Raw genomic sequence first — 12,542 nt, 5'->3', positions numbered from 1 at the left:
GGCGTATGACGACGTGGATCATTCTCTTTCGTGGCGTGGGTGGCGCGACATTGTTGCCGGTGAAACCACTCGCGATAGCCTTGACTGAGGAAGGGTTTGAAGGTGTCAGGACATACATCAATACTGGAAATGTGGTCCTGAAATCGTCTGATACATCGGAAAGAGTTCTAAAGCGCATCACTCCAATTGTCTTGAAGGAATTTGATTTTTCAAAAGCCATTTTGATAGCCAGCACAGCTGAATGGGCGAAACTCATTGCTGACAATCCGTTTCCCAACGCAGTCTGTGAGCCAACCAAGCTTCACGCATATCTTATGGAGCGCGAACCGGATGAGGTCGCAATAAAAGCATTGCAATCAAAGGCGGAGGGTCCTGACGAATTTCAGATACGAGGCCGGGTGCTTTACTACTACACGCCGCAGGGAATATCGAATGCTCGTCTGTTTCCCAAGATTGAAAGAACTTTGGGCGTGGTCGCCACAGCACGTAATTGGAACACAGTGTTGAAGCTTCAAGCGTTAGCTGAAGTTGCCTGAACGGCTATCGCCTCGGAAAGAACATCGAATATTCTGGAATTCCCGCATTGGGCGACGTTGAAGCGCATGTAGGAATTGGCTGTCTGCGACTGGCTAAATACATTGCCCGGGGCAAATACCACGCCTTTTTCAAGGCCATATTTTGCAATTTCGGCTGCGTCGATACCGTCCGGCAATCTGCACCATAGCAACATGCCACCGCGCGGCTCATTCCAGGGCACTATGCCAAGCGCTTTCAACCGGGTGATCGTATCTCCCATGCTACGGGCGAGTTGGGTACGCAAACCATCCATATGCTTGCGATATGCGCCTTCCTTCAGCATAAAAAGCACGAGCTCTGCTCCCATGCGGTTGCCACCGAATGATGTGGCGATCCGCAAATCTATCAATCCGTTGATCCAGTCTTGTCTGGCAGCGATAAAGCCGCAACGGAGTGATGCTGAGATTGATTTGGAGAAGCTGCCGATGTGCACAACCTGATTCAGTCCATCAAATGCGGCGAGTCGCGGAGCAGGCTCATGCTCGAAATCGGCAAAAATATCGTCTTCGACAATTGTAAGATTATGCAATTCCGCAAGCTTTAGTATCCGGTGGGCCGTTAGCGGAGATAGCGCTGCTCCTGTTGGATTTTGAAGCGCGGAATTAGTGATGTAAAGCCTGGGGCAATGGCTTTTCAATGCCTGTGCAAACAATTCGATGTCAGGCCCATTTGGCGTGTACGGCACGCCCACGACATTGGCTCGATGTGCTTTGAGCAGGGCGTGAAAGTTAAAATAGCATGGATCGTCGATGATCACTGTATCTCCAGGCTCAATCAGAAATCGGCATAGCAGATCAATTGCTTGCGTTCCCGAATCCGTCAGCATGATCTGATTGGTCGAAACTTCGATACCGTGCTCGCCCAGCCGTCTCGACAGGAGTTGCCGAAGCGGTTGCAGACCAAGGGGAGATGCGTAATCGGTCAGCGTTGAGCTATTCGATCTGGCTAGTGACCGCAATGCACGCCGAATGCCATCTTCGGGCATCCACGAAGCGGGCAACCAACCGCAGCCTGGTTTTAGCATGCCATCATTGGCATCCAATGAGGTTCTTGAGACCCAAAGCGGATCGATTGCATGGTCGAGTTTTGGGCCGATTTCGGCAAGAGTTAAAGGAGCAAGATGACCTGCAACGAAGAACCCGGATCCACGCCGTGATTGAATGAGCCCCTCGGCTGCCAGCCTGTCATATGCATCAACGACAGTCGATTTTGACGTCGCCATGATTTCCGCGAAACTTCGAATCGATGGAAGTTTGGCGCCGGGAGGCAGCAATCGCGCTGCGATACGTTGCCGGATTGCCTGCATAACTTGCTCGACTCGCGTCACGCCACATATCCTTGTTTGTCCATCTGTACTGCTCACTTATCCATTACAGTTTGCATAAATTGTACTGTACCGTATCTGGAAAATCCATCCTTAAGCGCGCTAGAGCAAGGCACGGATGAGGTGAATTGAATGGATAAGACAACGAGCGGTTGGATCAATGGTTTTGTAGGCGTTCTCATTTTTAGCGCGTCACTGCCCGCCACACGTGTTGCAGTGGCAGATTTTGATCCAATTTTTTTGACGGTAGCGCGGGCAACCATTGCTGCCTTGCTTGGTCTGGTGCTTTTGCTCGCGTTTAAAGAAAAATGGCCTTCAAGGTCCGATCTTGGACATTTATTCGTCACTGCCATGGGTGTCGTGGTCGGCTTTCCGCTATTGACCGCACTGGCGCTTCAGCATGTTACGTCGGCACACTCGATTGTTTTTATTGGCCTTCTGCCTCTATCGACCGCTATTTTCGGTGTTCTGCGGGGCGGGGAATCCATGCGTCCAATGTTTTGGATATTCTCGTGCTTGGGTAGTGCATTGGTTGCAGGTTTTGCTCTCACACAAAATCTGGATGCCTCATTGACCGGCGACCTTTTGATGTTTGCCGCTATCGTGGCTTGCGGCTTGGGCTACGCCGAAGGAGCGCACCTGTCGCGCAAACTGGGTGGGTGGCAGGTGATTTGTTGGGCACTGGTCTTATCTTTGCCTGTGATGCTGCCTCTTACCTTGTTGCAATTACCCCAAGACTGGATGGCGATCGGTCAACCGGCTTGGTTCGGATTGATCTATGTCTCGCTGTTCTCAATGCTTATCGGTTTCGTTTTCTGGTATCGTGGCTTGGCGCAAGGGGGCATAGCGGCTGTCGGACAGCTTCAGCTATTACAGCCATTCTTCGGTTTGTTGATCGCGGCCACATTGCTGCATGAGACAGTTGGCTGGCAGATGATTGTCGTTACAATTGCCGTTATTGCATGCGTTTTCGGGGCAAAACGGTTCGCCAAGTAAGGCGGTGTTTTGCGTCGCACAATAAAATCATTTGCTTTTTGTGCGGGAAGAGCCCATATGCCGGTCAGACGCTTGGGCCGGGCAATCCGGTCTTCCGAAACAGGACTTGTGGCGTCTGAGCCCCATCCGCATGATGCGGTGGGCACGGCTGCGCAAGTCGCTTGATCCCTTTGGGGCTTTTCGCGTCTCGTCGTTTATCCGAAAATGTTGCATGCAGGTTGCGCCCTGCGATGCGTTATATGGCCCGCGATGTATCGCGCTTGGCCAAGATGAGAGTTTAAATTGGAAACTACTGAAACAAACGGCTTTGCCACCATGGGCCTCAATGCGATTCTGCTTAAGGCAGTGGACGCAGCTGGAATGATTGCTCCCAAGCCAATCCAGCAACAGGCTATTCCGGCACAGCTTGCAGGTCAGGATATTCTTGGTATTGCCCAGACCGGTTCGGGCAAGACGGCAGCTTTTGCTTTGCCTATCCTGCAAAAAATCATAACTATCGGTGATAAGCGCAAGGGCAAGACCGCCCGCGCTTTGGTGCTTGCTCCTACTCGTGAGCTTGCAGTGCAGATCGAAGAAACCTTCCGTACATTGGCGAAGGGCGCTCATATTTCAACGGCTCTTGTCCTTGGCGGCGTTTCCCGCATTGCCCAGATCAACAAGATGCAGGCCGGTGTCGATGTTCTGATCGCCACACCAGGTCGCTTAACAGACCTCGTGCGCGACAATCGCATTGATTTGTCCGAAACCCGCTGGCTTGTTCTCGATGAAGCTGACCGCATGCTTGACATGGGCTTCATCAATGATGTCAAGAAAATCGCCAAAGGTACTCACCGCGATCGCCAGACAGCTCTGTTTTCTGCGACCATGCCTCAGGAAGTTGCTACCTTGGCAGCCAGCCTTTTGCGCAATCCTGTGCGTGTTGAAGTGGCGCCTCAAGGCACCACGGCAGCAGAGATCAAGCAGGTTGTTCATATGATCCCGACCCGCCAGAAGAAGCAGGTTTTGTCGGCCATGCTGAAAGACGAAACCCTGTCTTCCGTTATCGTATTTACACGTACGAAACACGGTGCTGACGCGGTTACCCGTATTCTGGAAAAGGACGGCTACAACGTTGCAGCTATCCACGGTAACAAGTCTCAGAATGCCCGTCAGCGCGCTTTGAATGGCTTTAAGGATGGGTCCGTCCGCATCCTCGTTGCAACTGACATTGCAGCACGCGGTATCGATGTTGTCGGTATCAGCCACGTGATCAATTTCGACCTGCCAGATGAGCCGGAGAGCTATGTTCACCGCATTGGGCGCACTGGTCGTAATGGCGCATCCGGCAATGCCATCACGCTTTACGATCCGGCTGAAGAAGGTTCAAAGTTCAAAGCTGTGGAGCGTGTAACCCGCATGCGTTTGCCAATGGCAGATTCGCCGGTTGATCTTTCCAGCTTGCCGGCCCGGGCGGCAAACAGCGACCAACGCCCGCCACGCCGCGAAGGTGGCAATAGTGGTGCGCCTGCAAAGAGCAAGAAGCCGCATCGTGGTCAACCAGCTGGCGGCAAGCCTCGGGAACCACGCGGCGAGAAGATTTGGAGCAATGATGGCGGTGCGCCCGCGCAGAAGCGTCCTTTCCGCCGGAATAAAAAAGGCTTTGGTTCCAAAGCTGCATAATTTGAGCTTACATTGAGCAACCTCAATTTTTTGAGAGGCCCTCGGCGTTAAATGCCGGGGGCCTTTTTGTTTATGCCCAAAGATTTATCCCCGTGGCAACAGATTGTGAGATTATGCGCTTGAACGGTGTGATCCGGACAAATAGGTTTAGGGCAGTATATTGAAGGGCTAGGCAATGTATAAATCCGTGATCGAAGCAATTGGAAATACACCGTTAATCCGCCTCAAAAAGGCGTCAGATCTCACCGGTTGCGAGATCTACGGAAAAGCCGAATTTCTAAATCCCGGTCAATCGGTCAAGGATCGTGCTGCGCTCTACATCATTCGTGATGCAGAAAAGCATGGCCAGTTGCGTCAGGGCGGCGTGATTGTCGAGGGCACTGCGGGCAACACCGGGATCGGCTTAACCATGGTTGCCAAGGCACTCGGTTACCGCACCGTTATCGTCATCCCAGAGACGCAGAGCCAGGAAAAGAAGGATGCGCTGCGGCTCCTCGGGGCAGAACTGGTGGAAGTGCCCGCGGTCCCGTACAAGAATCCCAACAATTACGTGAAGGTTTCTGGCCGTCTTGCGGAACAACTCGCAAAAACCGAACCAAATGGTGCAATATGGGCCAACCAGTTCGATAATGTTGCAAATCGTCAGGCACATGTGGAAACCACCGCACAGGAAATATGGCGTGATACGGACGGGAAAGTAGATGGTTTTGTTTCCGCTGTTGGGTCGGGGGGCACCTTGGTCGGCGTCGCCATGGGGCTGAAAGCCAAGAACGAAGCGGTGAAAGTCGCTATTGCCGATCCCCTCGGAGCAGCCCTGTTTTCTTATTATACGACCGGAGAATTTAAATCGGAAGGAAGCTCGATTACTGAAGGCATCGGGCAAGGCCGTGTAACCGCCAATCTTGAAGGCTTTACTCCAGACTTTTCATATCAAATTCCGGATGCTGAAGCATTGGAAATTGTGTTTGATCTGGTGACGGAAGAGGGGCTTTGCCTTGGCGGATCATCCGGTATCAATATCGCCGGTGCTATTCATTTGGCACGTGATCTCGGTCCCGGACATACAATAGTGACTATCTTGTGCGACTACGGCAATCGTTATCAATCAAAACTTTTCAACCCTGAGTTTCTGCGCTCGAAAGACCTGCCGGTACCGCTGTGGATGGAGAGAAACATCGATATTTCTGTACCCTTTGCGAGTGAATAATGGCTTATGACACGACGATCCTTTTTCGCGATGATTCCTATCTGAAAGAGGCCAACGCCACGGTAATAGCGGTTAACGACCGAGGAGGCATCCTCACAGATCAAACCAATTTTTATGCCACATCCGGTGGGCAACCTGGCGATACAGGTGTTTTCGTTCGGTCGGATGGTTCTACAATTGTTATCGCCGCAACTGTGACAGGTGAGACAAAAGAAGAAGTCATCCATGTTCCTGCCTCTGATCAGCCTGTGCCGGATATTGGCGAAAAACTGTTGCTTCGCATTGATTGGGAGCGACGTTACAAATTGATGCGCATGCATGCAGCATGTCATCTGCTGAGCGTTGTTTGCCCGTATCCGATCACCGGCGCGGCCGTCAGCGAAGAAGACAGCCGGGTTGATTTTGACCTGCCTGACGCAGGTGTTACCAAGGAAAGTGCGACTGCAAAATTGATGGAATTGGTCAATGCCAATCATCCCATTTTTACTCGCTGGATCACCGACGAGGAACTCGCTGGAAATCCCGGGCTGATCAAGTCGAAAAATGTCCGTCCACCCACGGGAACGGGGCGTATCAGGCTCGTTTGTATCGGTGAAAATGCTGCCATAGATTCCCAACCTTGTGGTGGAACTCACGTCGCAACGACCGGCGAAATCGGGCAAATCCACATTGGAAAAATAGAAAAGAAGGGTAAGGAAAACCGGCGGTTTCGTATCCGTTTTGGCGCTTTGCCCGAAGGAGAATGAGATGAGCGACAAAAGCGCTTTTGTAGTGTCACCGGATTGGCTTCAGGAAAGGTTGGGACAACCTGGCCTGAGTATCGTCGACGGTTCTTGGTATCTTCCGTTCCAGAATCGTGATCCCAAGGCAGAGTATGATGCGGGACATATTCCGGGCGCTGTCTTTTTCGATCATGATAAAATGGCTGATCCTGACTCCAACTTGCCGCACACATTTCCAAAGCCTGAAACCTTCGCTGCTGCTATTGGCAGCATGGGCATTACCAATAATGACACCATCGTGGTCTATGACGGGCCTGGAGTGTTTACGTCGCCTAGGGTCTGGTGGATGTTGCGCATCATGGGCGCAAAAAAAGTATTCGTTCTTGATGGTGGTTTTGACAATTGGAAGAAGGCGGGCAGGCCAGTTACCGATGAGGTGACAAAGATAGCGCCGTCGGCATTTGTGGCAGATTTCGATGCGGCGAAGATCGCAAGTTTCGACGATATGCACGAGATCGTCCAGGAGGGCACGAGGCAGATAGCCGATGCCCGGGCCGCTGCGCGCTTTACCGGAGTTCAGGCGGAGCCACGGGCGGGATTGCGATCCGGCCATATGCCGAATGCACGCAATGTTCCCTCGTCAGTTCTGGTCGATAATGGATACTTCAAAGATATCAATGGGTTAAAACAAGTGCTCGATGATGCGGGTGTTGATCTGTCGCGCCCCATCGTGACCACCTGCGGCTCAGGTATTACCGCTGCTGTCATTACGCTTGCGCTCGAATCTTTAGGGCACGAGAATAACGTGCTTTATGACGGGTCATGGACGGAATGGGGCGGTGCCAAGGATACTCCCGTAGCCACCGGCGAAGCTTAACAATGCCTACGCTCAAGACACGCGTTACCCATCTCGAAATGACGGATCGCCCAACCGCTGCGATCCCGACGCCAGCCAGCTACAAGCTGGCAATTATGCGGGCAACGAAGATCTCGCTGCCCTTCTATCGATTTTTGTATGAACAAGTGGGCAAGCCACACCATTGGTCAGTCCACCGCAAGCTTGATGACGAAGCGCTTTCTGCAATCATCCATCGAGACAATGTCGAGATCCATGTTCTGTATGTCGAAGGTTCCCCTGCGGGGTTTTTCGAGCTGGTACTAGATCAGGAGCGGGGTGTCGCTGAAATTCTCTATTTTGGCCTTGTAGCAGAGTTTCAAGGGCTTGGACTTGCGAAGTTCTTCCTGAATGAAGCCATCTCCACGGCTTGGATGAGCAGCCCGCAGAAGGTGATTATCGAAACAAATACGCTTGATAGTCCACGAGCGTTGCAAATGTATCAAAAAATGGGGTTCAGGCCAGTGAGCTTTGCTGAGGCTGAAATCGAAACCTGGGATTGATTGCATATTCTGCCGCGAGCATGAATCGGGTGGTTTGACGCTAATCTAATGTGTTTTCTTTGGCATCAAAGGAGACAGTTATGATCACAATTCGATTTATTGCAATGACGACAACAATGGCGCGGCACTATCAAGCCGGTGGTGCCGACGCCAATGGCCAAAAGCCTGAAACCCACCTATCGGATGGGGGCGGAGTGCCTTGCAGGCATTGTTTGCATAATGTGAGGGCCGGCGACAAATATCTCATCCTTTCGCATCGGCCGTTTCCTTCCCCGCAACCCTATGCGGAAACTGGGCCGATATTTCTGCATGCAGATGAATGCGAGCGATATGCGCAGACAGATCAGCTGCCTGAAATGTTCAATAAAAGCAGTGACTTCATCCTTCGCGGCTATTCTTGTCAGGATCGGATTATTTACGGCACCGGCGGGGTAGTCAAAACTGGCGGGATCGCTGACCGGGCTGCGGAATTATTGAAACGGGACGATGTCGCCTATGTTCATATGCGCTCGGCGAGAAATAACTGCTTCCAGTGCCGGATAGAAATGGCATGAAAAATCCCGGGTCACTGACCCGGGATTTTTCATTATAATCAATAAAATCAAGCTGCTAGAACGGCTTTTGCTTCGAACATTTCAAGACCGAGCGCCTCGGCAACAGCACTGTTTGTAATGCGGCCCTTATGCACGTTCAAACCATTGCGCAGGTGCGGGTTGTCGATCAAAGCCTTGACGCCACGATCAGCCAATTGCAGTCCATATTGCAGGGTCGCATTGTTGAGCGCGTGGGCAGAAGTCACGGGAACTGCACCCGGCATGTTGGCGACGCAATAATGGATGACGCCATCCACTTCGTAAGTTGGCTCGGAATGTGTAGTGGCATGGGAGGTTTCAAAGCAGCCGCCCTGATCAATGGCAACGTCAACGATAACAGCACCTTTTTTCATGCCGGAAAGCATTTCGCGGGTTACCAGTTTGGGCGCAGCAGCGCCTGGAATGAGAACGGCGCCAACGACGATATCGGCAGAAAACACTTCTTCATCAAGGGCTTCGATGGTGGAGTAGCGTGTATGGATACGCCCGCGGAACAGATCGTCGAGCTGACGCAGGCGGGGAATCGAGCGATCCAGAATTGTAACGTCTGCACCAAGTCCAGCAGCCATTTGCGCCGCATTGATGCCGACAACACCTCCGCCAATGATGGTAACTTTGCCGGGCAGAACGCCGGGAACACCGCCGAGAAGTATACCGCGACCGCCATTTGCTTTCTGCAAAGCAGTAGCGCCAGCCTGAATGGCAAGGCGGCCAGCAACTTCTGACATAGGTGCAAGCAGCGGCAAACCACCACGCTCGTCTGTCACAGTTTCATAAGCAATAGCCGTCACACCGGAATTCAGAAGACCTTTGGTTTGCTCGGGGTCGGGAGCAAGGTGAAGATAAGTATAAAGAAGCTGACCTTCACGAAGCTGACTCCATTCGGATGGCTGTGGCTCTTTAACCTTTACGATCATGTCAGACTGCTGAAATACTTCTTCTGCAGTCTTTACTACTTTGGCACCGGCGGCCTGATAGGCTCCATCATCTGCGCCAATTCCTGTACCAGCTCCGGACTGGATTATGACCTGATGGCCATGGGCAACATATTCGCGTACGGCACCCGGAGTCAGGCCGACGCGATATTCATGGTTTTTAATTTCTTTAGGGCAACCAACGCGCATAATGCCTCCTCATTGTTCTGCTTTGCTTATTGGGGAGCAATATAACACCACATCTCCCATCGCATGTCCTTGCCAAATGGCCTCGACGGTTGGTGGTTATTCGCGTATTCTTGCGTAGTAATTGCTATAAGTAATGGATTATTCGAACAATGTCGCTGGACAGGATTGATATCGCTATACTTGATAATTTGCAGAAAGACGGACGCATGTCGAATGCGACGTTGGCGGAAAAAATTGGCCTGTCGCAATCTGCCTGTTCGCGGCGCTTGGACATACTGGAAAAGTCCGGCGTTATTCGTGGATATCATGCACGTTTATCCAACAAATTGCTCGGTCATCCCGTCACGGTAATCGTCAATATTTCGCTTTCTGGACAGGCGGATAATCAACTTCGCGAATTCGAGACTGCAGTGCGGCGATGTCCGAATGTTCTGGTTTGCTATCTCATGTCAGGTGAATACGATTATCTGCTTCGTATTGCTGCGAAAGACCTTGAAGATTATGAGCGTATTCATAAATTTTGGCTCTCAGCCATGCCGCATGTCACCAAAATAAACTCATCTTTTGCTCTTCGTGAAGTCGCGGACCGAACCGGATTGGGAGTGGAGACGGGCTTGATAGAAATCTCATCGAACCCGTAACTCGCGTCAATACAACCATTTTTCTCTCCATGGTTGAAAATCTTCGGCAAAAATCGGAGGTTTTTCGGCAAAAGTCGCGGAAATTTCTGTGTTGGAGATGATTATTCGTCAAAACTCCCTCAAGATTCCATTGGTCCTGACCGTGGTGGTCCAAGAGGGCTTAAATTGACGTAATCGACTTTTTGAGTTTGGCAGGAGCCTTTGTGTGCCAAGCCAGTTTTATCCGATGGCTGAGTTCTTCGTCGGAAATGGCATCAAGGTGAATTAGTATATATGGCCATCCCTTATAATGGTCGGTCTCGAAATAGATGCTGGGTGCACTTTCCATAAGGAGAGGCTTTTCCTCCAGCGGACAATAAATTGCAAAGCTCGATTCATCCTTCAAGCGCCCCATGAATGAGGTTTTGACCTTCAACGAGGGCGTGCCGTGAGTTGTGCTTTTTATGAGCTCTGGTAAATGCAGGGCATCAGCCAGTTTCCAGATACGCTCAAACGCACGCTCTAGATTTTCGTCGGTCACGATTTATAGAAGACCTGGCGTACATCGATATATTCGGAGCGGAAGCCTGCCTCGCAATAGAACAGGTAAAATTCCCAAAGCTTTTTGAAACGACCGTCAAAGCCGAGATGGCGCAGCCGGTCCCATGATCCCCAGAAACGCTCCCGCCACTCAGCTAAAGTTCGGGCGTAATCCTGCGGGAAGATATTTTCGCGGTACATGTCGAGACCAAAGTCCTTGCCGAGACTTTTCAGCTTTGTGGGCGTTGGCAGCATACCGCCCGGAAAAACATAACGCTGGATGAAATCCGGACGCTTACGGTAGCGCTCAAAGGATTTGTCATTGATGGTAATGATCTGAAGTCCAGCGCTGCCACCGGGATTCAAGCAATCCTTGACCTTTGAAAAGAATACGGGCCAGTATTTTTCGCCGACCGCCTCAAACATTTCTATAGAAGCAATGTGATCATACTTGCCGGTCTCATCGCGATAGTCCTGAAATCGGATATCAACCTTTTCGGAAAGACCGGCTCGTTGAATGCGTTGGCTTGCATAATCGAATTGCTCGCGGCTGATTGTTAGACCGGTGATCTTGGCTCCAATTTCGCGGGCCGCAAATTCGGCAAAACCACCCCAGCCGCAACCGATCTCCAAAACGCGCGAATCAGCGGTGATTCCAATATTGCGGGCGAGGGCGCTGTACTTTGCCGTTTGGGCGCTTTCCAGATCGTTTGCGCCTTCAGCAAACAAGGCGGATGAATAGGTCATGGTGGGATCCAGCCACTCACGGTAGAAGGCGTTGCCGAGATCGTAATGGGCAGAGATATTCTTGCGCGAACGGCTTCGGGTATTTTCGTTTAGCCAGTGACGTAAGCGCTGCACCGTATTGACGAACCAGCTTGAACCGCCGGCAATGTCTTCGCCAACCTGTTCATTGACAACAAAAAGTTCAAGAAAAGTGGTGACATCAGGACTGTCCCAATCGCCGTCCATATAGGATTCGGCAACCCCAATTGTTCCGCTGGATAGAGCGCGGCGGGGAAGGTTCCAATTGTGCAGAACCAACGAAGCATCAGGACCTGTCTGTTTGCCGCCTACCTTGAATATCTGCTTGTCGGGCGTGGTTATGGTCAATGTACCACGGGGCAGATGGACCGCAGCCCGCAGTGCAGCCTGTACTTTTAACGGGAATCCCTTCAAAGCCGCGCCGACATTTTCCGGTGTCAGCAACTTCAATTGGGCTAGACTATCGGTGGAAAGGGTCTTTTTAATATTGGTCATCGGTCCAGACTTTCCGTTCGCTGACTTAATATTTCCCCCAAAGGACAATAGTTCAAGAGATTTTTCTCATCGTAGCTTGCGTGGCATGATTGCATTTCTCTGATCGGCAACTCTCAGCCTAGGACAAGAACTATGGGTGTCGGGCAAGCTGCACCAGGCAAAAGGATTGGCTTCCAGCGTAGACCATCTGGCCTTTGAAAATAGACAAAAAACGACAAAAATACATGAAGTTTAGACAGGAAGCGTCAATTGTATACATATGCGTGTGATAAGTAACATCTGTACATGCCATGATTCTGTTAAGCATTTACGGCAATTTGGTTTTTATATGTGCAGTAAGTATTTAAAAATTTATGGAAGTTTTTTGCTCCAGTCTGTAAATTATGAAACTATCATTTGCAAATAAATGCCTGATAAACAACATCAATAACCAATATTATCAATTCTGGCTTTCCGCTAAGTAAAATTAAAGGTATAAGAATTATCGTAATGGAATGTGGTCCGGGGGATCAGTTCGTGAAAA

The 12,542-nt window shown here is 50.9% G+C and carries 13 protein-coding genes; 9 read left to right on the top strand and 4 right to left on the bottom strand.

The window, feature by feature from the left end:
* Nucleotides 1-5: 5 nt before the first annotated feature.
* Nucleotides 6-536 carry a DUF1697 domain-containing protein gene (locus tag AC6CHM_RS04710; RefSeq protein WP_115052823.1) on the top strand — a complete coding sequence of 177 codons (531 nt, stop codon included), beginning with the start codon at nt 6-8 and terminating at the stop codon, nt 534-536.
* On the opposite strand, the gene AC6CHM_RS04705 is transcribed toward AC6CHM_RS04710, so the two are convergent.
* Nucleotides 512-1,882 carry an aminotransferase-like domain-containing protein gene (locus AC6CHM_RS04705; protein WP_498172652.1) on the bottom strand — a complete coding sequence of 457 codons (1,371 nt, stop codon included), beginning with the start codon at nt 1,880-1,882 and terminating at the stop codon, nt 512-514. The two genes, AC6CHM_RS04710 and AC6CHM_RS04705, sit on opposite strands and share 25 nt — an antisense overlap.
* A 150-nt stretch (nt 1,883-2,032) precedes the next feature.
* Between AC6CHM_RS04705 and AC6CHM_RS04700 the strand changes: the two genes are divergently transcribed.
* The 7 genes from AC6CHM_RS04700 (at nt 2,033) to AC6CHM_RS04670 (ending at nt 8,436) form a co-directional block, all read left to right on the top strand.
* Nucleotides 2,033-2,896 (top strand): DMT family transporter, encoded by an 864-nt coding sequence (locus AC6CHM_RS04700; RefSeq protein WP_498172209.1) that lies wholly within the window; start codon nt 2,033-2,035, stop codon nt 2,894-2,896.
* A 315-nt stretch (nt 2,897-3,211) separates the two neighbouring features.
* Nucleotides 3,212-4,555, top strand: a complete 1,344-nt coding sequence (locus AC6CHM_RS04695; protein ID WP_115053281.1) for a DEAD/DEAH box helicase — start codon at nt 3,212-3,214, stop codon at nt 4,553-4,555.
* Between the two features lie 175 nt (nt 4,556-4,730).
* Nucleotides 4,731-5,762: a cysteine synthase A gene (locus tag AC6CHM_RS04690; protein ID WP_336439994.1), complete on the top strand. Its 1,032-nt coding sequence runs from the start codon at nt 4,731-4,733 to the stop codon at nt 5,760-5,762.
* Complete coding sequence (locus AC6CHM_RS04685; protein WP_115052827.1) at nt 5,762-6,508, top strand: alanine--tRNA ligase-related protein; 747 nt, start codon at nt 5,762-5,764, stop codon at nt 6,506-6,508. Before AC6CHM_RS04690 ends, AC6CHM_RS04685 begins: the two co-directional genes overlap by 1 nt.
* Before the next feature lies 1 nt (nt 6,509).
* A complete protein-coding gene (sseA, locus tag AC6CHM_RS04680; protein WP_498172207.1) occupies nt 6,510-7,361 on the top strand; it encodes a 3-mercaptopyruvate sulfurtransferase in 852 nt (283 codons plus the stop codon).
* Between the two features lie 2 nt (nt 7,362-7,363).
* The gene (locus AC6CHM_RS04675; RefSeq protein WP_115052829.1) at nt 7,364-7,882 is read left to right on the top strand and encodes a GNAT family N-acetyltransferase; all 519 of its coding nucleotides are present in this window, start codon (nt 7,364-7,366) and stop codon (nt 7,880-7,882) included.
* An 83-nt stretch (nt 7,883-7,965) separates the two neighbouring features.
* Nucleotides 7,966-8,436, top strand: a complete 471-nt coding sequence (locus AC6CHM_RS04670; RefSeq protein ID WP_498172651.1) for a DUF1203 domain-containing protein — start codon at nt 7,966-7,968, stop codon at nt 8,434-8,436.
* Between the two features lie 47 nt (nt 8,437-8,483).
* Here AC6CHM_RS04670 and ald read toward each other — a convergent pair whose 3' ends face one another.
* Nucleotides 8,484-9,599 (bottom strand): alanine dehydrogenase, encoded by a 1,116-nt coding sequence (gene ald / locus AC6CHM_RS04665; protein WP_440806062.1) that lies wholly within the window; start codon nt 9,597-9,599, stop codon nt 8,484-8,486.
* A 149-nt stretch (nt 9,600-9,748) separates the two neighbouring features.
* Between ald and AC6CHM_RS04660 the strand changes: the two genes are divergently transcribed.
* The gene (locus tag AC6CHM_RS04660) at nt 9,749-10,240 is read left to right on the top strand and encodes an Lrp/AsnC family transcriptional regulator (RefSeq protein WP_115052832.1); all 492 of its coding nucleotides are present in this window, start codon (nt 9,749-9,751) and stop codon (nt 10,238-10,240) included.
* 160 nt (nt 10,241-10,400) lie between these two features.
* Here the strand turns inward: AC6CHM_RS04660 and AC6CHM_RS04655 are convergent, their stop codons facing one another.
* Nucleotides 10,401-10,760 (bottom strand): MmcQ/YjbR family DNA-binding protein, encoded by a 360-nt coding sequence (locus AC6CHM_RS04655; protein WP_115052833.1) that lies wholly within the window; start codon nt 10,758-10,760, stop codon nt 10,401-10,403.
* Complete coding sequence (locus AC6CHM_RS04650; protein WP_115053282.1) at nt 10,757-12,010, bottom strand: SAM-dependent methyltransferase; 1,254 nt, start codon at nt 12,008-12,010, stop codon at nt 10,757-10,759. The genes AC6CHM_RS04655 and AC6CHM_RS04650 overlap by 4 nt, the downstream gene beginning before the upstream one ends.
* Nucleotides 12,011-12,542 lie beyond the last annotated feature (532 nt).

This window comes from Phyllobacterium sp. GQ127, from assembly GCF_059758635.1.
The sequence above is the reverse complement of the archived record's forward strand: the minus strand, read 5'-3'. Positions and strand labels throughout refer to the sequence as shown.